A 19,318-nucleotide genomic window follows, 5' to 3' on the forward strand; every position below is an offset into this window, starting at 1 on the left:
ATGCGCCCGCCGCCCGGCGGGCGGCAGGGTGGAGGCGCGCGGCATGTCGGACGACGTCGAGAAGCGGTGGAACGATCCGCCGGAACTCCGGCGGGCCACCCGCTATACCTGCATCGCGGCGGGCACCGCCCTCGCGGTCATGGCCGCGAGTGCGCTCTGGGCCTATCTCGGGCGCAGCGACTGCACGGCGACCGAGGCGGCCGTCTGCGCGACCGCCGACCGCTATCTCCTCGCGATTGCCCCCGCCGCGATCCTGGCGATCGGTGGACTCGGCGCCTTCGTCCGCACCTACACGGTGTGGAAGCGGGGCGGCACCTGGCCGGTGTGGCACGGCGCAGGCTGGGTCCTGATGACGCTCACACTGATCTATGCCGCGCTCGGCGCCGGGTTCCTCACCGACTGATCCGACTCACCCCTGCTTGGGCACCCAATGGTCGGTCTCGAGTTCGTAGCCCTGCTTGAGCTGCCCGTACGCGGCACGCTGGGCGTCCTCGCCCTCGCCGTACCGCCTGACGGCCGTCTCGTGGGCCGCCGAGAAGGCCTCCTGCACCTCCCTGGAGGATCGACGCAACGTCTGCGGGAGTTCGGTCCGGTTCACTTCGGCACCCCTTTCGTCGACATGGAATGTGTGCCCATTGTCCGTCGCCCTCGCCCGTCGCGACACCGGTGAACCGAATTCGTTATCCGGGCGGGACGGGCACGGCGGGTCAGCGAAGCTCGGCGACGAAGGCCATCCGGTCACCGCGGTACAGCGACCGCACCCGCTCGATCGGCACCCCGGCAGCATCCCGGGACACCCGATCCAACTTGAGCATCGGCAGCGCGGTGCTCGCCTCGACGAGCCCCGCCTCGCGCGGGGTGGGCAGCACGGTCTCGATCCGCTCGGTCGCCGTCGCGAACCGGACCCCCGTGGCGCGGATCGCCGCGTAGAGAGAACTCTCGGGATCGAAGGTGTCTGCCAGGTCCGGGAAGCGCGCCAACGGCAGATAAGTGCTCTCCAGTCCGATCCGCTCGCCATCGGCGAGCAGGACCCGCTCGAGGTGAATCACCGGGGCACCCGGGGCGATCTCGAGATTCTCGGACAGTCGCTCCCGCGCGTCGATCTCCTCCCACCGCACCAGGATTCGGCCCGGTTCCCGGCCCTGACTCAGCGCGCCCTCGGTGTACGACCCGAGCGAGAGGGGCTGCACCAGCTTGGGTCGGGCGACGACGGTGCCCCTCCCCCGCCGTTCGACGCGGCCGGCGACGAGCAGCTCGTGCAGCGCCTGCCGGACCGTCTCCCGTGACACCCCGCAGGTCGCGGCGAGTTCGCGCTCCGCGGGTACCGGATCACCCTCGGCGAGGCCGGCCAGCAGGTCCTCGACGTGGGTGCGCACCACGTAATGCTTGGGCACGCCCTCGGCCGTCACGATGCCGCTGCACCAGGCCGACGGTGGGCCGAATCCGGCAGTGCGCCAACCTCTTCGAACACGATTGCGTCGTCGCTCACGGTCGTCACAGTACCTCAGATTTGGTCTATACCAACTGTTCACCTGGAGTTTCCCGGGCGTCCCCCGGTTGGTCTAGACCAATGCCCATGCTGCCCTCATGCGAATTGCAATTGTGGGAGGCGGAATCCTCGGCACGGCACACGCCGACGAGGCGATCCGCAGAGGGCACGAGGTGGTCCACCTCGAACGGGAACCCGAGGCACGTGGTGCCACGGTACGCAACTTCGGTCTGGTCTGGGTGTCCGGGCGGGCCGAACACGAACTGGACGCGGCGCTGCGCTCGCGCGAACTGTGGGCGGACCTGGCCGCCCGGGTCCCCGCCATCGGCTTTCGTCCGGCCGGATCACTGACCCTGCTCCGCACCCCCGAGGAGGTGGCGGTCGCGGAGGAGGTGCTCGCCCGGCCCGACGCCGACGCCCGCGGGTTCACGCTGCTCGATCCCGACCGGGTTCGCGGCGTCAACCCCGCGCTGCGCGGCAGGTACCTCGCTGGCCTGCACTGCAGCCGCGACGGTGCCGTCGAATCCCGGGTGACGCTGCCCGCCATCCGCGCGCATCTGGAGGCCAGCGGGCGCTACACCTTCCACGCCTCCACCGAGGCCCGCGAGGTGGCCAGCGACGATACCGGCGTCCATATCCGCGACGACCGCGGCCGGACCTTCGACGCCGATCTCGCGATCGTGTGCCCCGGCGCCACCCTCGGCGGGCTGGCCCGTGACCTCGCCGGGGACCTGCCGCTGCGCCGGGTCCGGCTGCAGATGATGCAGACCGCCCCGCTCGGCGAATCACTCACCACCGCGATCGCGGACGGCGACAGCCTCCGCTATTACCCCGGGTTCGCCGGCGACGCCCTCGAGGCCCTGAAGGCGGCGCAGCCGCAGTCCCCGACCGCGGCGGCGCACCGGATGCAGTTGCTGTGCGTGCAGCGTCTGCACGGCGGCCTGACGATCGGCGACACCCACGAATACGACGAGCCGTTCACCTTCGACGTCGACGAGGCCCCGTACCAGCACCTGACCTCCGTCATGGAGGAGCTGCTGGGCCGCAAGCTCCCGCCGATCGTGCAGCGGTGGGCCGGCGTCTACAGCCAGCACCTCGACCCCGGCCAGCTGGTGCACCGCGGGCAGCCCGCCGCGGGCATCTGGGTCGTCGCCGGGCCGGGCGGGCGCGGCATGACCCTCGGGCCCGCCCTCGCCGAACAGACCGCCGAGCAGCTCGGCCTCTAGAGACAACCGCAGGAGACAGCATGTCCACCACCCAGATCCGCCTCGCCGTCCTCGACATGGCAGGCACCACCGTCGCCGACGACGGACTCGTCCTTCGGGCCTTCGCCGACGCGTCCGTCGCGGGCGGAATCCCCACCGAGGGCCCGGACGGCGACGCCGCCCGGCGATACGTCCTCGACACGATGGGCCAGTCCAAGATCATCGTGTTCCGCGCGTTGACCGGCGGCGACGAGGAACGCGCCCGGGCCGCCAACGCGGCATTTGAGGCGGCCTACGACCGCCTGATCGACGAGGGCAACGCCGAACCGATCGCCGGCGCGGCCGACGCGATCACCGCGCTCCGCAACGCGGGCGTCAAGGTCGCGCTCACCACCGGGTTCAGCCGCGGCACGCAGGACAAGCTGCTTGCCGCCCTCGGGTGGCAGGAGATCGCCGACCTGACGCTGGCGCCGTCCGACGCCGGACGGGGGCGCCCCTACCCCGACCTGATCCTGACCGCCCTGCTGCGCCTGCAGATCGACGACGTCCGCGAGGTCGCCGTGCTCGGCGACACCGCCAACGACGTCACCTCCGGGCTGCGGGCAGGCGCCACCGTCGTTGCCGGGGCGCTCACCGGGGCGCACGGCGAGGACGAGCTGCGCGCCGCAGGCGCCACCGCCGTCCTGCCCTCGGTCCGCGAATTCGCCGACCTCGTCCTGTCCACCCGCTGACACCGTTCACCCACAGTGAGGATTTCGATGCGTCCCTTCACGATCCGCCCCGCCGCCGCCGCGGCCGCACTGGTCGCGACGGCCCTGACCCTGACCGCGTGCGGGGGCACCGGCACCGCCGCAAACTCCGACGGCGGTGTCGTCACCGTCTACAGCGCCGACGGACTCGCCTCCTGGTACGAACCACAGTTCGAGGAATTCACCAAGGAGACCGGCATCGCGGTCAACCTCGTCGAGGCCGGCTCCGGTGAGGTCGTCTCCCGGGTGGAGAAGGAGCAGTCCAACCCGCAGGCCGATGTCGTCGTGACGCTGCCCCCGTTCATCCAGAAGGCGGCGGCGCAGGGCCTGCTGCAGCCGAGCGGAATCGATACCTCCGCCGTCCCCGCCGACGTGCAGGATCCGGCGGGCAGCTACGTCCCGGTGGTGAACAACTACCTGACCTTCATCGCCAACCCCGGCGCGAACCCGGCCCCGACGACCTGGGACGACCTGCTTACCGAGCAGTTCAAGGGCAAGCTGCAGTACTCGACGCCGGGCCAGGCCGGCGACGGCACCGCGGTCCTGCTGCTCCTGCAGCACCTGATGGGCAAGGAGGGCGCGCTCGACTACCTGGCGGCGCTGCAGACCAACAACGTCGGCCCGTCGTCGTCGACCGGCAAGCTGCAGCCGAAGGTCAGCAACGGGGAACTGCTCGTCGCGAACGGCGACGTGCAGATGAACCTGGCGTCGATCAGGGACGACGGCTCGCAGTTCGACCTGTTCTTCCCGGCGAACCCGGACGGCACCCGCACCACCATCGCGCTCCCCTACGTGATGGGCCTTGCGACGGGCGCCCCCCGCTCCGAGGAAGCGAAGCAGCTGATGGAGTACCTGCTCTCGGAGAAGGCGCAGCGCGCCGTCGGCACCGACGCGCTCGGCGTCTCGGTGCGCACCGACCTCACGGCGGGCGAGGGCACCGACCCGAACACCCCGTCCGGGGCCCTCGCAGGCGTCGACGTGTGGACCCCGAACTGGAACGACGTGCTGCGCGACCTCGACGCCGACCTGGCCGCATACCAGAAGGCGACCGGGAGCTGACATGAACAGGATCAACACCCGGTGGCGCGCCACGGACACCGGCACCGACCGCGGCACCCGCGGCGCCACCCACCCTGCGATCACCTTCGACCGCGTCAACGTGGCCTACGGGCGGGGACGCGGCGCCACCCGGGCGTTGATCGACTTCAACCTGCGGGTGGCGCCGGGCGAGACCGTCGCCCTGCTCGGGCCGAGCGGGTCCGGCAAGTCGACCGCGCTCAAGGCGCTCGCCGGGTTCAACCGCCCGGTGTCGGGCACCGTCCGCCTCGGCGACGTCGACGTGACCGACCTGCCCCCAGCCCGGCGCGGGATCGGCGTCGTCGTCCAGTCCTACGCGCTGTTCCCGCACATGCGGGTCGCGGAGAACGTCGCGTTCGGCCTGCGCTCGCAGCGCGTGCCGCGGTCCGAGATCGGCGGCCGGGTCGCGGACGCCCTCGAGATGGTCGGAATGTCGGCCTACGGCAAGCGTTTTCCCCGCGAACTGTCCGGCGGACAACAGCAGCGGGTGGCGATCGCCAGGGCGCTCGCGATCCGCCCGAAGGTGCTGCTGCTGGACGAGCCGCTCGCCGCGCTCGACGCGCAGCTGCGGCAGTCGATGCTCACCGAACTGCAGCAGCTGCGGGCGGCCTTGCCGGACACCGCGATGCTCTACGTCACCCACGACCAGTCCGAGGCGCTCGCGCTCGCCGACCGGATCGCCGTGATGCGCGACGCCCGACTGGTGGACGTGGACACCACCGAGAACCTGTGGAAGCGGCCCCCGAGCAGTTTCACCGCCGCGTTCCTCGGCGGGGCGAACCTGCTGCCAGCCGCGGTGACCCGGGTGATCGGCGGATCCGCCCTGGTGTCGCTGGCCGGTGTTCCGGTCACCGCCCAGGCGCCAGCGACACCGGCCGGTGCCGCCGACTGGGAGGCCGCCGATTCCGCCGCCCTGCTGTGCATCCGGCCGCACGCGGTGACCCTGGTGTCCCCCGGCGAGCGGGGTGCGCTGGCCGGGACCGTCACCGGGAGCGTCTGGCGCGGCGCAACCACCCGCCTCACCGTCACCCTCGACGGGCTGCCCGGGCATCCGGTCGACGTGGACGTCACCGGACACGACGGTCGACCGATCGGCAGCCCGGTCGGGGTGAGCTTCCCCGACCTGAGCGCGGTGCTGGTCCCGGCCCCGGGACCGGTGTCGTGACCGCGCTCCTGGACCGCCCGGTGTCGGACCCGATCCCGGTGCGGCCCGAACCGCGCCGATGGGCACCGACCCTGTTGGCGCTGCCGCCGCTGCTGCTGGTGCTCGGGTTCGCCGTCTACCCGATGGCCCGGGTGCTTGCCGAGTCCACCGTCACCGACGACGGCCGCGGCTGGTCCACCTGGACCGAGGTGCTGGGGTCGGAGCTGTTCCGGAACGCGTTGTGGCGCACCGTGCAGATCGCGGCGCTGTCGACGCTCGGCGCGATGGTGCTCGGCACGTTCCTTGCGCTGGTCCTCGCGTTCGTCCCGTTTCCCGGGTCGAAGGTGGTGGGCAGGCTGATCGACACGGTGCTGTCGCTGCCGTCGTTCCTGATCACCCTCGCGTTCACGTTCCTGTACGGCACCGCGGGCGCGGTCAACGCCCTGATCACCCGGATCACCGGCGCCGAGCAGGGGCCGTTGAACTTCCTCGCGACCCCGCTCGGCGTCATCGCCGCCGAGATCACCTTCTTCACCCCGTTCGTCGTGCGGCCGCTGCTCGCCGCGTTCACCCAGCTGCCGCGCGAGCAGCTCGACGTCGCCGCCAGCCTCGGCGCGTCACCGGCCCGGGTGCTGCGGACGGTGGTGATGCCGGAGGCGTGGCCTGCGCTGATGTCCGGTGGATCACTGGTCCTGCTGTTGACGCTCAACGAGTTCGGCATCGTGCTGTTCACCGGGGCGAAGGACGTGGTGACGCTGCCGGTGCTGATCTACACCCGCGGCATCGTGACCTTCGACCTGCCCGGCGCCGCGGTCATCGCGACGGTGCAGGTGGCGCTGTCGATCGCGCTGTACGTCGGCTACCGGGTCCTGTTCAACCGACCGATGGGAGGCAGCCGTGCTGCTGTGGACAACGCGCGCTAGGGCACTCACGCTGACCGTGTTCGGGCTGGTGGTCGCGGTGGTCTTCGTTGCCCCGATCGCGACGGTCATCGCGGCGGGCCTCGCCGGGTCTTGGACCGGGCCGCTGCCGTCGGACCTGGGCGGCAAGCACTTCGCCGCCGCCCTGTCGGACGACAACCTGGCGAGCCTGGCGGTGAGCCTGCAGACGGCGTTCATCGCGGGCGCCCTCGCGCTCGGGGTCGGGACGTGGGCGGCGCTCGCGGCACGGGAGGCGCCGGCCTGGCTGCGGAAGCTCACCGACGCCGTGTTCCACCTGCCGATCGCGGTGCCGTCGGTGGCGATCGGCCTCGGCCTGCTGATCGCGTTCAACTCGCGGCCGCTGTTGCTCGGCGGCACCAAGTGGATCGTGATTCTCGCGCACACGGTGCTGGTGTTGGCGTTCGCGTTCAGCTCTGTCTCCGCCGCGCTGGACCGGATGGACCCCGCCTACCGGCAGGCCGCCGAGTCGCTCGGCGCCGGACCGGTCCGGGTGCTGCTGCGGGTGACGCTGCCGCTGCTGCTGCCCGCGATCGGCGCCGCCGCCGGGCTGTCCATCGCGCTGTCGATGGGTGAGCTCGGGGCCACCGTGATGGTGTACCCGGCGACGTGGAAGACGCTGCCGGTGACCATCTTCGGGCTCACCGACCGCGGCCAGGTGTTCCAGGCCGCCGCGAACACCACGCTGCTGCTCGCGGTCACCCTGCTCGCGCTGCTGGTCGTCGGCCGCCTCCGCAGGCGCTGACGCACCCGTGAGTCCTTCTGGTCCCGCTGGGGGCCAAAAGGACTCACGGGCGCAGCCGCAGGATGTACCGCTGTACCTTGCCGCTGGGGGTCTTCGGCAGCGACGGCACGAAGTGCACGGTCCGCGGATAGGCGTGCGCCGCGAACTTCTTCTTCACCAGCTGCTGCAGCTCGGCCTCGAGGTCGTCGGTGCCATCCACCCCGTCCCGGAGCACAACGAACGCCTCAAGCACCTCACCGCGCAGCTCATCGGGCATGCCGACGACGGCGGCCTCGACGACGTGCTCGTGCATCACCAGGACGGACTCGACGTCGAACGGGCCGATCCGGTAGCCGGCCATGATGATCACGTCGTCATCGCGGGAGGAGAAGAAAAAGTGCCCGTCCTCGTCGGTGCTGCCCGCGTCCCCGGTGATGTACCAGCGGCCGTCCGCGGTGAACCGCTGCCTGGTCTTCTCCGGGGCGTCGACGTAGCCGGCGAACCACATCAGCGGCGAGCGACGGGTGTCGATCGCGACCCGGCCCGCGGTCCGCGGCGGCGCCACCTCGTCGGCGTCGTCGCGCAGCACCGCGCACGACCAGCCCGGCAGCGCCCGCCCCATCGACCCGGCCGGAACCTGCTCACGCAGGCCGTCGGCCCAGGCGTTGACGATGAACATGCCGTGCTCGGTCTGCCCGTAGTGATCGCGCACCTCGCAGCCGAGGGTGGACCGCGACCAGGCGACGACGTCGGGGGTCAGCGGCTCCCCCGCCGACGACGCGCGCCGCAGCGTCAGGCCGTCGGGGACCGGCCCGGTGTCGGCGCGCAGGCTGCGGTACACGGTGGGCGCGGCGGCAAAGTTGGTGACCCCGAAGCGCTCGATCACCTGCCAGGTCAGCGCCGCCGAGAATCCGGCGTGCAGCAGCAGGCTGCGGGTCCCGGCCGCCATCGGGCCGAGCAGCGCGTAGTACAGGCCGTACGCCCAGCCCGGGTCGGCGGCGTTCCAGAAGACATCGTCGGGACGCACGTCGAGGCCGAACTCGAGGTAGCCGTGGAACGAGGCCAGCGCGCGCACCGGGACCGGCACCCCCTTCGGCGTTCCGGTGGTGCCGGAGGTGAACAGCTGCACCAGCGGCGCCGCGCCCCCGACCGCGACGGCCGCGCCCTTCGGGTCGTCCGCGGTGTGCGCGGCGAGCAGGTCGGTGAGCCGCAGCTGCGCGTCGGACTCCGGGTCTCCCGCCGCGACGACCGTCGTCCACGGGGCGTCGGCGGGGATGTCGTCGCCCGGCGCGAGCTTGCCCAGCTGGTCCCGGTCCGCGACCACGACCCGCGCGCCCGCCGAGGTCAGCCGGAACGCGATCGCGGGCGGGGCGAACGCGGTGAACAGCGGCACGTGGACGGCGCCGCGGCGCCAGATGCCGAGGAGCGCGACGACGAGTTCGGCGGACTTGCCCATCAGGGTGGCGACGCAGTGGCCCGGCTCGACCCCCAGGTCGGCGAGCGCGGCGGCGAACCGCGTCGACTCGTCGCGCAGCTCGCCGTAGGTGAGGTCCCGCGAGGACAGGTCCGCGTCGATCACGGTGAACGCGACGGCGTCGGCCGGGTGCCGGTCGCACAGCAGCTCGGCCGCGCAGGCGTCGGCGGTGTCGTATCGGGCCAGCAGCGCACCAACGCGGGTCGCGGTGTCGTTCATCGGTGGTTCCTCCCACTTCCGTTCCGGGCGTGACGCCGACCACGTCACTGGCCTTATGATCTAGCTCACAGGAGCCGTTCACCACCCCCGGAAAGGGGTAGCCACCGATGCCGATGCCGAGCCCCCTCCTACGTCCCAGGGACGGCGACGCGCTGCGCGCCGAGCTGCGTCATGCGGCGGGCCTGACGGGTGTTCCCGTGCTGTTCGGCGGCGAGGTTCACGACGGCAACCTGCTGCTCACCGAGTTCCTCGGCACCCGGACGAACGGGCTAAGGGGCCTGACCGTGCCGTCCACATCCGGTCTCGGCGGCCGCGCCGCCCACCAACGCCGTCCCGCATCGGTCCCCGACTACCGCATCGCCCGCAGCATCACCCACCACTTCGACGGCCCGGTCCTCGGCGAGGGGCTGCGGTCGGTGCTCGCCGTGCCGGTCGTCGTCGACGGCGTGTCCCGGGCCGTGCTGTACGCGGCGATCCGGGAGTCGACACCGATCGGTGACCGGACCGCCGAGGTGCTGACACTGTCCGGGCGCCGACTCGCCGCGGAGATCACGATCCGCGACGAGGTGGACCGCAGGCTGCGTCTGCTCGGCACCCGCGACGCGGCGGCGGGTGGCGTCGACGCGGCGGTGTCCGAGGGCATCCGGGACGCCAACGCGGACCTGCGGAGCCTGGCCACGGACGTCCCCGACGACGCGCTGCGGCGGCGGCTGCGTGCGGTCGCGGATAAGCTCGCCGGGCTGCTCTCCGCAGGCGCCGACCCGGGCGCCGTCGCCCTGTCGCCGCGGGAACTCGACGTCCTCGCCCACATCGCCTTGGGTTGCACGAACAACGAAGTCGCGCATCGACTCTCGCTGGGGGCGGAGACGGTCAAGAGCTACCTGCGCAGCGCGATGGGCAAGCTGGACGCGCACTCCCGGCACGAAGCGGTGGTGAGCGCGCGGCGGCTCGGCCTGCTGCCCTAGGCCCGAAGGCGATTCCACTCAAGGAGGCGTCATGACCACACCGGCCGACACCGGACAGGAACCGACGCTCAGACGGGTGATGGGACCGTGGCTGCTGCTGCTGTTCATCGTCGGCGATATCCTCGGCACCGGCATCTACGCCCTGACCGGGCAGGTGGCCAAGGATGTCGGCGGCGTGGTGTGGTTGCCCTTCCTCGTCGCGTTCGGGGTCGCGCTGATCACCGCGTTCAGCTACCTGGAGCTGGTCACCAAGTATCCGCAGGCCGCCGGGGCCGCGCTGTACACGCACAAGGCGTTCGGCATCCAATTCCTGACGTTCATGGTCACGTTCGCGGTGATGTGTTCGGGGATCACGTCGGCGGCGACCGCGTCCCGCGCGTTCGCCGCGAACTTCGCCGAGGCCTTCGACCTCGACCTGCGCACCGGCATCGGGATCACCCTGCTCGGCATCGCCTTCATGCTGATCGTCGCGGCGGTCAACTTCCGCGGCGTCGGCGAATCGGTGAAGGTGAACGTGGTGCTCACCTGCGTGGAGCTGTCGGGCCTGCTGATCATCATCTTCATCGGCATGTGGGCGCTCGGCGTCGGCGACGGCGACTTCTCCCGCGCGATGACGTTCGACACCGGGGATCGCACCGCGCTCGGCGGGGTGATCGCGGCGACCACGCTGGCCTTCTACGCGATGGTCGGATTCGAGGACTCGGTGAACATGGCCGAGGAATGCAAGGATCCGAGCCGGATCTTTCCGAAGGTGCTGCTGATCGGTCTGCTGTTCACCGGCCTGGTCTACGTGCTGGTGTCGGTGACCGCGATCGCGCTGGTGCCTGCGGCCGAGCTCGGCGAGGGCGACACCCCGCTGCTGAAGGTGGTGCAGGCCGGGGCGCCCGGGTTCCCGATCGGGATCTTCGCGTTCATCACGATGTTCGCGGTAGCGAACACCGCGCTGATCAACATGCTGATGGCGAGCCGGCTGCTGTACGGGATGAGCAGGCAGCACGTGCTGCCACCACAGCTGGGCCGGGTGCACCGGTCCCGGCGCACCCCGTACATCGCGATCGGCTTCACCACCCTGTTGGCCCTCGGCCTGATCACGTTTGTCGGCGAGGTGCCCCAGCTCGGCGGCACCACCGCGCTGCTGCTGCTCTGCGTGTTCACCATCGTCAACGTCGCGGTCCTGGTGCTGCGGCGGAACCCGGTCGACCACAAGCACTTCCGGGCACCCACCGTGCTTCCGGTGGTCGGCGCGCTCAGCTGCGCGTTCCTGGCAACCCCGCTGACCGACCGCAACCCCGACCAGTACGCGATCGCCGGGGCGCTGCTGGCGATCGGGGTGGTGTTGTGGTTCGTGAACGTCCTGGTCAACAAGAAGCTCGGCGTCAAGGGCGAACTGCACCCGGAGTACCTCGGGGACGATCCGGCGCACCCGCACGGCCCCACCAACTGACTTCTAGAACACGTTCCAGAACTCTGGCATACTCCGCGGTACCCACAGCCCTCACCGACCCCGAGGTGTGCCCATGCTCGCCGATCCCGCCGCCCTGCTCGCGCTCGCGCACGCCTCCCCCGCCGCGGTCGCCGACCACGACAGGGATGCGTGGCTCGGCCTGTTCGCGCGGTCGCACGTGGTCGAGGACCCGGTCGGGGGCAGGCCCGTCCTCGGCGGCCTCTACGACCGGCGCAGCCGCCGCCGCGGCGGCCAGCCCCTCGCCCGCTTCTGGGACACCTTCATCGCTCCCAACGACATTCGCTTCCACGTCGAACGCGACGACATCGTCGACGGGATGACGGTGGTCCGCGACGTCACCATCGAGACCCGGCTCGGTGGCGGCGTCGTCGCGAAGGCGCCGATGCATCTGCTGTACGAGACCACCCTCGACGACGGCGAACCCCGAATCCGTCGGATCGCCGCGCACTGGGCGGTGGCCCCGATGTTCGCGCAGGTCGCGGGCGTTGACCCCGCGAAGGTGCGGGTCGGCCTTTCGATGGCGGGGCGGATGCTGCGGCACCAGGGCGTCGGCGGGACGCTCGCGTTCGGCGCCGCGGTCCGCAGCGTCGGTGACCGCGGCAAGCAGGCCGTCCGGCACCTCGTCGAGGCCGCGGGGCGGGGCGACACCGGCGCCGCGCGCACCCTCGGCGGCCGCACCGTCACCAACCTGACGAAGGTGATCGCCGCCGGCGATGCCGTCACCGCGTCCTGCACCGCCGACGGCGCGCCCGCCCTGCTGTGCTGCTACCTCGACCGCCGGAGCCTGCGGGTGGTCCGCGCCGTCATCTACTCCTGACCCGGACCGCTCGCGCAGGGCGGGTGGGATCTTCCACCACCCGGGGTGGGTGTCCGCGCCAGCCGCCGCGCGGGACGCTGATGGGGCACTCGACCACAACACCCACAGGGAGTCCCTCATGAGCCGTTCCCGCACCGCCCGAACCATCATCACCGTGCTCGCCGCGTCGGCGGGACTGACGCTCGGCCTGACCGGCGTCGCGTCGGCGGCCGCTGTCCCCGACCTCGACCCGACGCTCACCGCTCCGATGCACCCCGGCGTCCCGGACGGTGGAGCAACGGATCCCGCGGACGCGTGCCCGATGCCGCCGCACGACCCGGGCATGGCGCGCGCGGAGGTCTGCCCGAGCGACCCGCGGGTGACGACACCGCACGGCGTCCTGGATCCGGGGCCTACCGTGGTCGACCCGGAACCGGAGGTGCGTGATCACCGCGGTCCGGGCGGGGAGCCCGGCGGCGGGGTCCTGGTCGGCCCCACCGAACCCGAACCGGTCGTGCGGGACCACCGCACCCCCCAGCCGGAACCCGTCGTGCGCGACCACCGCGGCGCCGCCGCGGCACCCGTGTCCGGGTAGCGCCCGCTCAGTACCCGGCGGGCAGCGCGGCGAACATGTCGTTGGTGACCGCGACCGCGTTGTCGGAGCTGCCACCGCGGACCACGAGCGTCGCAAACGCGAGATCGCCGCGGTAGCCGACGAACCACGCGTGGGAACCGCCGTCCACCTCGGCCTCCCCGGTCTTGCCGTAGACGTCGCCCTCCCCCGCGATCCGGGTCGCGGTGCCCGAGGTGACCACCTCGCGCATCATGCCGCGCAGCCCGTCGACCATCTGCGGCGTGATCGGGGTGCGCTCGCCGTCGACGGTGGTCTCGTCGCCGACGATCAGATGTGGCACCGGTGTCGAGCCGTTCGCGACGGTCGCGGCGGCCAAGGCCATCCCGAACGGGCTGACCAGCACCTTGCCCTGACCGAACCCGTCCTCGGTGCGCTGCACCAGGTCGTCGGCGGGGGGCACCGAGCCCGCATCGGTGGGTAAACCGGGGACGTCGTAGTCGACGCCGATGCCGAACTGCGCTGCCGCCCTGGTCAGCGTGTCCGGCTCCATCTCGCTGGCCAGTTTCGCGAAGGTGGTGTTGCAGGACCGCGCGAACGCGGTGCTCATCGACACGGTGCCGAGCGCGAACTCGTTGTAGTTCGGCACCGATCGTTCCCCGATCACGATCCGGCCCGGGCAGCCGACCATGGTGCCGGGGGTCGCGAGGCCGGTGTCGATCGCCGCGCCAGCGGTGATGATCTTGAACGTCGAGCCGGGTGGGTACATGCCGGTGGACGCGACGGGGCCGTCCCGGTCGGCGGCCTTGTTCTGCGCGACGGCGAGGATCGCCCCGGTGGACGGCTGGATCACCACCATCATCGCCTGCTCGGTGCGGGCGTCGACCGCGTTCTGTGCGGCGACCTGGATCGGGCGGTCGAGGCTGACCGAGAACGACGGGGCCGGTTGGGGTTTGGTGTCCGTCAGCACGTCGGTGTCGAGGCCGTTCTGGTTGACGGTCACGACGCTCCACCCGGCGGTGCCGTCCACCTCGTCGATGACCCGCTTCTTGACCTGGCCGATCAGGTCGGGCGCGAAGTCGCGGTCGGTGGACAGCAGGTCGGCCTCCTCGTCGACCGTGACCCCCGGCAGTTCGGTCAGGGACGCGGCGACCGTCTCGTAGTCCTCCTCGCGCAGGCTCGCGACCAGATAGGTGCCCTTGACGCTGGACGCCGACTCGGCGATCGACTGCGCGGTCAGGGACGGGACGAACGGCGCCAGGATCCTCGCGAGCGCGCCTGCGACGGACCCCAGGTCGCCCGCCTTCCGCGCGTCCAGCTTGATCCGTTCGATGGTGCCGGGCACCAGCACGTCGGTTCCGGACCGTTCGTTGACCCTGGCCCGGGGTGCCGGTATCGCGCGCAGCGACATCGTGTGGGTGTCACCGAGTTTCGGGTGCAGGTCGGTCGAATTCCACCGCACCGCCCAGTCCCCATCCTTCCTGCCCATCTGCAGGTCACCGCTGTAGGTCCAGACCCGGTTCTTCGGAAGGTGCCACTCGTAGGTGTAGCCGACGGTCGCGGTGTCGCCGGCGACCCGGACGTCGCCGAGCGTCGCGGTCATCGACTCGGCCTGCAGGTTGTCCCACGCCGAGTCCAGCGCCTGCTGCGCGACGTCGGGCCGGTCGGACAGCGCGGCCGCTGCGGCAGTCTCCCGCCCGGCGAGCGCGGTCACGAACTGCTGGGCCGCCGGTTCGGGCCCGTCGGGCTTCGGGGTACACGCGGCGAGCCCGACGGTGAGCGCCCCGGCGAGCGCGAGGACGAACGGGGTGCGGGCGCGGTGGGCGACACGTGACTTCATCGACGCCCATAGTAGGTGCGCCGCGCACGCATTCGGCCCAACGACCGTGCGCGATGTGTACCCCGACCGGGGTGCTCGGCACGCACGGCGGCGGAGCCGACCGAGGGCAGGCTAGTCGAGGAGGATGGTCGAGAAGGTGGCCACCTGGGTGAAGCCGATCCGCTCGTATGCGCGACGGGCCGGGGCGTTGAAGCTGTTGACGTACAGGCTGGCGGTGCGGCCGCCGTCGACGACGGCGGCGGCGACCGCGGCGGTGCCCGCGGCGCCGAGGCCACGACAGCGGTGTTCGGGGTGCACCCACACTCCCTGGATCTGGCCCACCTGGCGGGACGCGGACCCGATCTCCGCCTTGAACAGCACGGCGCCGTTCTCGAAGCGGGCGAACGCGCGGCCCGCGGCGATGAGCCCGGCGACGCGGCGCCGGTATCCGCGGCCCCCGTCACCGGCGCGCGGGTCGACACCGACCTCCTCGATGAACATGTCGACGGCGGCGACGAGGTAGGCGTCGAGCTCGTCCATCCTGACCAGGCGAACCTGCGGATCGGGTTCGACGAGTGGCCGCGCGGCGAGCGCGAGCAGCGGCTGGTCGGCACGGACCTCCCGGGCCGGGCCCCAGTCGGATTCGAGCATCTCCCACAGCGGCATCGTCAGTTCGGCCCGCCCGACCAGCGAGGAGCACATGCGCGGGAACCGGCACGCCCGGTCCGCGAAGGCGCGCAGATCGCCGATGGTGCCGCGCAGCGGGACGAGGTTCGCGCCGGAGAAGCACAGCGACTCGTCGGGCCCGCCGCGACTCCACAGTTCCCCGTTGATCGAACGCGGTTCGACACCGAGGTCCTGCACCCGGGCGGCGACCATGCACGTCGCGACGGGGTCGGCGTCGAGCACCCGGAGCACGTCGGCGCGGTCCCGCGCGCCGAGTTGCCTGGCGCCGAGGAGTTTGAGCACCCCGTCACCCCCGGGTCTCGTCGAACGAATCGGACACTTGAATCACCCACGCGGTGGGCGTGCCGACAGGATACGGTCCGCGGTCAGCTGACGGTGACGACCGGCGTTCCCGATTCCGAATCGTTGCCCATCTCCTCGGCGATGCGCATTGCCTCCTCGATCAGGGTCTCCACAATCTGCGCCTCCGGGACGGTCTTGATGACCTGACCCTTGACGAAGATCTGCCCCTTGCCGTTGCCGGACGCGACGCCGAGATCCGCCTCGCGGGCCTCGCCGGGACCGTTGACGACGCAGCCCATCACCGCGACGCGCAGCGGAACCTCCATGCCCTCGAGGCCCGCGGTCACCTCGTTCGCGAGGGTGTACACGTCCACCTGGGCCCGCCCACAGGACGGGCAGGACACGATCTCCAGCTTGCGGGGACGCAGGTTCAGCGACTGCAGGATCTGCGTGCCGACCTTGATTTCCTCGGCGGGCGGCGCCGACAGCGACACCCGGATCGTGTCGCCGATGCCCTCGGACAGCAGCGCGCCGAACGCGACCGCCGACTTGATGGTGCCCTGGAAGGCGGGACCGGCCTCGGTGACACCGAGGTGCAGCGGGTAGTCGCACTGCGCGGCGAGCTGCCGGTACGCCTCGACCATCACGACCGGGTCGTTGTGCTTGACGGAGATCTTGATGTCGCCGAAGCCGTGCTCCTCGAACAGGCCCGCCTCCCACAGCGCGGACTCGACGAGGGCCTCCGGGGTGGCCTTGCCGTACTTCTGCATCAGCCGCGGGTCGAGGGAGCCGGCGTTGACGCCGATCCGGATCGGGATGCCCGCGTCCCCGGCCGCCTTCGCGACCTCCTTGACGCGGCCGTCGAACTCCTTGATGTTGCCGGGATTGACGCGGACCGCTGCGCAGCCGGCGTCGATCGCGGCGAAGATGTACCGCGGCTGGAAGTGGATGTCCGCGATCACCGGGATCTGGCTCTTCTTCGCGATCGTCGCGAGCGCATCCGCGTCCTCCTGCCGGGGGCAGGCGACACGGACGATGTCGCAGCCGGATGCCGTCAGTTCGGCGATCTGCTGCAGGGTGGCGTTCACGTCGTGCGTCTTGGTGGTGCACATCGACTGCACCGACACGGGATGGTCGCTGCCGACTCCGACACCCCCGACCATCAACTGCCGGGTCGTGCGACGCGGGGCGAGGACTGCGGGGACGTCGGGCATGCCCAAACCGACGGGGCTGGTCACGGTTGCCTACTTTCGTTTTTGCGGTACCAGGGAAGTCTAGTCGGGCTAGAAAATCTTGATCGGGTTGATGATGTCCGCGGTGAGCGTGAGCAGCATGAACGCTCCGCCGATCGCGATCACCACGTACGTCAGCGGCATCAGCTTCATGTAGTCGACCGGCCCACCCGCGGGCAGGCCCCGACGCATCCGCAGGCTGTTGCGGATCTTCTCGTAGATGGCGACGGCCATGTGCCCGCCGTCCAACGGCAGCAGCGGCAGCAGGTTGAAGATGCCGAGGAAGAAGTTCAGCGACGCGAGCAGCACGATGAACATCTCCCACAGGCCGCGTTCGGCGGCCTGCCCACCGATCACCGAGGCGCCGACCACGCTGACCGGGGTGTCGATCGCCCGCTCGCCGCCGGTGACCGCCGTCCACAGGTCGGCCACCTTCGACGGCATCTGGATCAGCCCCTGCACGCTCTGCACGAACAGGTCCCCGGTGTAGACGAACGTCGCGGGGACCGCGGTCACCGCCGAGTACTCCACCCACGCAGGCGGCGCGGCGATGCCGATCGCGCCGACCTCCTTCGACACCGGGGGCAGCGGGTTCTCCGGCGTCGAATCCCGGTTATTGACCCACCGCTGCGCCTGCGTCACCGGCACGTCGACGGTCAGCGTTTCGCCGCCCCGCTCGACGGTGAATTCCGCGGTCCCGGTCACCGGCTGCGTCGCGGTCACGACGTCGGAGAACGTCGGCGTCGGCGTGCCGTTGACCGCGACGATGACGTCGCCCTGCTCGATCCCGGCCGCCTCCGCTGGACCGACGCCGGAGCAGTCGGCCAGCGCGTAGTCCTGCTCCTTCGGGGCCTGTGACGGCGACACGCACACCAGCGCGTCGACCACCGCGCGGTCGTCCCGGTTCGGCAGCCCCCAGCCCACCGCGAGCAGGAAGATCAGCAGCAGGCCGAGCGCGAAGTTCATCACGATGCCGCCGGACATCACGACGAGACGCTTCCACGTCTTCTGCTTGTACATCGCCCGGTCGACCTCGTCGGGGGCGAGCTCGTCGTGCACGGTCATGCCCGCGATGTCGCAAAAGCCGCCGGCGGGGATCGCCTTGAGCCCGTACTCGGTCTCGCCGCGGCGGAACGAGAAGATCTTCGGTCCGAAGCCGATGTAGTACCGGCGGACCTTCATGCCCAGCTTGCGGGCGGTCCACATGTGACCGGCCTCGTGCAGCGCGATCGAAACGGTGATGCCGAGCGCGAACAGGATCACGCCGATGATCAACATGCCGGTTGTCAGCCCTTCCGCTCGACGAGTTCGTGGGCGCGTGCCCTTGCCCAGGCATCCGCCGCGAGCACGTCATCCACGGTAGCCGGTGCCGCCGACCACTGGCCGCCGCCCGCCAGCACCCGCTCCACGGTCCGCACGATCGACGGGAATGGGGCAGCACCGTCGAGGAAGTACTGGGCGGCGACCTCGTTGGCCGCGTTGTAGACCGCGGTCATGCATCCGCCCGCCTTCCCCGCCGCCCGCGCCAGGTCGACGGCCGGGAAGACGGCGCCGTCGAGCGGTTCGAACGTCCACGTCGACGCGGTCCGGAAGTCGCAGGCGGTGGCCGCGCCGGGCACCCGGTCCGGCCAGCCCAGCGCGAGGGCGATCGGCAGCTTCATGTCCGGCGGGCTGGCCTGGGCGAGCGTGGACCCGTCGGTGAAGGTGACCATCGAGTGCACGACCGACTGCGGGTGCACGGTGACGTCGATGCGGTCGTAGTCGATGCCGAACAGCAGGTGCGTCTCGATCAGTTCGAGGCCCTTGTTCACCAGCGACGCCGAGTTGAGGGTGTTCATCGGGCCCATCGACCAGGTGGGGTGGGCGCCGGCCTGCTCGGGGGTGACGTCCTCGAGCGCGTCCGCGGTCCAGCCGCGGAACGGGCCGCCGGACGCGGTGAGGATCAGGCGGTCCACCTCGTCGGCGCGACCACCCCGCAGGCACTGGGCGAGCGCCGAGTGTTCGGAGTCGACCGGCACGATCTGGCCGGGCGCGGCCGCGGCGGTGACCAGCGGTCCGCCCGCGACCAGGGACTCCTTGTTCGCCAGCGCGAGCCGCGCGCCGGATGCGAGTGCGGCAAGGGTCGGTTCGAGGCCGAGCGACCCGACGAGGGCGTTGAGCACGACGTCCGCCTCGGTGGTGCGGACCAGTTCGGTGACGGCGTCGGGGCCGGCGAGCACGCCGGGCAGGTCGAGCCGGGCGGCGGCTGCGGGGTCGGCGACCGCGACCCGGGTGACGCCGGTGGCGCGGATCTGGTCGGCGAGCAGGTCGATGTTGCCACCGCCCGCGGCCAGGCCGACGACGGTGAACTTGTCGGGGTTCGCGGCGATGACCTCGAGGGCCTGGGTGCCGATGGAGCCGGTGCTGCCGAGCAGGAGCACGCGCGTAGGTTCTGCCACCCGTCCATTGTTCCCGATGCGACCTGAGAGCAACCTGACAGCCC

The 19,318-nt window shown here is 71.3% G+C and carries 19 protein-coding genes; 11 read left to right on the forward strand and 8 right to left on the reverse strand.

Annotated features, from left to right (window positions below):
* The first annotated feature begins 43 nt into the window (after positions 1-43).
* Entirely contained in the window at positions 44-403 is a 360-nt protein-coding gene (locus tag ACFWPA_RS07680; protein WP_378506668.1) for a hypothetical protein, read from the forward strand.
* Between the two features lie 6 nt (positions 404-409).
* On the opposite strand, the gene ACFWPA_RS07685 is transcribed toward ACFWPA_RS07680, so the two are convergent.
* The gene (locus ACFWPA_RS07685; RefSeq protein WP_378506667.1) at positions 410-598 is read right to left on the reverse strand and encodes a ChaB family protein; all 189 of its coding nucleotides are present in this window, start codon (positions 596-598) and stop codon (positions 410-412) included.
* A 109-nt stretch (positions 599-707) separates the two neighbouring features.
* Positions 708-1,412, reverse strand: coding sequence for a GntR family transcriptional regulator (locus ACFWPA_RS07690; RefSeq protein ID WP_378506752.1), 705 nt, complete (start codon positions 1,410-1,412; stop codon positions 708-710).
* A 175-nt stretch (positions 1,413-1,587) separates the two neighbouring features.
* On the opposite strand from ACFWPA_RS07690, the gene ACFWPA_RS07695 reads away from it, so the two are divergent.
* From ACFWPA_RS07695 to ACFWPA_RS07720, 6 genes are read left to right on the forward strand one after another with little or no spacing between them, the layout of a single operon-like run.
* Positions 1,588-2,715, forward strand: a complete 1,128-nt coding sequence (locus ACFWPA_RS07695; protein WP_378569936.1) for a TIGR03364 family FAD-dependent oxidoreductase — start codon at positions 1,588-1,590, stop codon at positions 2,713-2,715.
* A gap of 20 nt (positions 2,716-2,735) precedes the next feature.
* Positions 2,736-3,425 carry a phosphonatase-like hydrolase gene (locus ACFWPA_RS07700; RefSeq protein ID WP_378569937.1) on the forward strand — a complete coding sequence of 230 codons (690 nt, stop codon included), beginning with the start codon at positions 2,736-2,738 and terminating at the stop codon, positions 3,423-3,425.
* 27 nt (positions 3,426-3,452) lie between these two features.
* Entirely contained in the window at positions 3,453-4,502 is a 1,050-nt protein-coding gene (locus ACFWPA_RS07705) for a 2-aminoethylphosphonate ABC transporter substrate-binding protein (RefSeq protein ID WP_378569938.1), read from the forward strand.
* 1 nt (position 4,503) lies between these two features.
* Positions 4,504-5,685 carry an ABC transporter ATP-binding protein gene (locus tag ACFWPA_RS07710; protein ID WP_378506663.1) on the forward strand — a complete coding sequence of 394 codons (1,182 nt, stop codon included), beginning with the start codon at positions 4,504-4,506 and terminating at the stop codon, positions 5,683-5,685.
* The gene (locus tag ACFWPA_RS07715; RefSeq protein WP_378506662.1) at positions 5,682-6,587 is read left to right on the forward strand and encodes a 2-aminoethylphosphonate ABC transporter permease subunit; all 906 of its coding nucleotides are present in this window, start codon (positions 5,682-5,684) and stop codon (positions 6,585-6,587) included. Before ACFWPA_RS07710 ends, ACFWPA_RS07715 begins: the two co-directional genes overlap by 4 nt.
* Positions 6,562-7,347, forward strand: coding sequence for an ABC transporter permease (locus ACFWPA_RS07720; RefSeq protein WP_378506661.1), 786 nt, complete (start codon positions 6,562-6,564; stop codon positions 7,345-7,347). Before ACFWPA_RS07715 ends, ACFWPA_RS07720 begins: the two co-directional genes overlap by 26 nt.
* A 43-nt stretch (positions 7,348-7,390) precedes the next feature.
* On the opposite strand, the gene ACFWPA_RS07725 is transcribed toward ACFWPA_RS07720, so the two are convergent.
* Positions 7,391-9,019 (reverse strand): AMP-binding protein, encoded by a 1,629-nt coding sequence (locus ACFWPA_RS07725; protein ID WP_378506660.1) that lies wholly within the window; start codon positions 9,017-9,019, stop codon positions 7,391-7,393.
* A gap of 107 nt (positions 9,020-9,126) precedes the next feature.
* Here ACFWPA_RS07725 and ACFWPA_RS07730 point away from each other — a divergent pair, with 107 nt between their 5' ends.
* The 4 genes from ACFWPA_RS07730 (at position 9,127) to ACFWPA_RS07745 (ending at position 12,840) form a co-directional block, all read left to right on the forward strand.
* Positions 9,127-9,984: a LuxR C-terminal-related transcriptional regulator gene (locus ACFWPA_RS07730; protein ID WP_378506659.1), complete on the forward strand. Its 858-nt coding sequence runs from the start codon at positions 9,127-9,129 to the stop codon at positions 9,982-9,984.
* A 31-nt stretch (positions 9,985-10,015) separates the two neighbouring features.
* The gene (locus ACFWPA_RS07735; protein WP_378506658.1) at positions 10,016-11,428 is read left to right on the forward strand and encodes an APC family permease; all 1,413 of its coding nucleotides are present in this window, start codon (positions 10,016-10,018) and stop codon (positions 11,426-11,428) included.
* Positions 11,429-11,501: 73 nt separating this feature from the next.
* Positions 11,502-12,266: a nuclear transport factor 2 family protein gene (locus ACFWPA_RS07740; protein ID WP_378506657.1), complete on the forward strand. Its 765-nt coding sequence runs from the start codon at positions 11,502-11,504 to the stop codon at positions 12,264-12,266.
* Between the two features lie 118 nt (positions 12,267-12,384).
* A complete protein-coding gene (locus ACFWPA_RS07745; protein ID WP_378506656.1) occupies positions 12,385-12,840 on the forward strand; it encodes a hypothetical protein in 456 nt (151 codons plus the stop codon).
* A gap of 7 nt (positions 12,841-12,847) precedes the next feature.
* Here the strand turns inward: ACFWPA_RS07745 and ACFWPA_RS07750 are convergent, their stop codons facing one another.
* The 5 genes from ACFWPA_RS07750 to dxr form a co-directional block, all read right to left on the reverse strand.
* Entirely contained in the window at positions 12,848-14,656 is a 1,809-nt protein-coding gene (locus ACFWPA_RS07750) for a penicillin-binding transpeptidase domain-containing protein (protein ID WP_378506655.1), read from the reverse strand.
* Between the two features lie 111 nt (positions 14,657-14,767).
* On the reverse strand, positions 14,768-15,604 hold the full coding sequence (locus tag ACFWPA_RS07755) for a GNAT family N-acetyltransferase (RefSeq protein ID WP_378506654.1): 837 nt from the start codon (positions 15,602-15,604) through the stop codon (positions 14,768-14,770).
* 83 nt (positions 15,605-15,687) lie between these two features.
* Positions 15,688-16,842, reverse strand: a complete 1,155-nt coding sequence (ispG, locus tag ACFWPA_RS07760; protein ID WP_378506653.1) for a flavodoxin-dependent (E)-4-hydroxy-3-methylbut-2-enyl-diphosphate synthase — start codon at positions 16,840-16,842, stop codon at positions 15,688-15,690.
* Positions 16,843-16,887: 45 nt separating this feature from the next.
* Positions 16,888-18,114, reverse strand: coding sequence for a M50 family metallopeptidase (locus ACFWPA_RS07765; RefSeq protein WP_378569939.1), 1,227 nt, complete (start codon positions 18,112-18,114; stop codon positions 16,888-16,890).
* Positions 18,115-18,122: 8 nt separating this feature from the next.
* Complete coding sequence (dxr, locus tag ACFWPA_RS07770) at positions 18,123-19,274, reverse strand: 1-deoxy-D-xylulose-5-phosphate reductoisomerase (RefSeq protein WP_378569940.1); 1,152 nt, start codon at positions 19,272-19,274, stop codon at positions 18,123-18,125.
* Positions 19,275-19,318 lie beyond the last annotated feature (44 nt).

The sequence above is a fragment of the Rhodococcus sp. NPDC058505 genome, from assembly GCF_042720095.1.
GTDB lineage: Bacteria > Actinomycetota > Actinomycetes > Mycobacteriales > Mycobacteriaceae > Rhodococcus_G.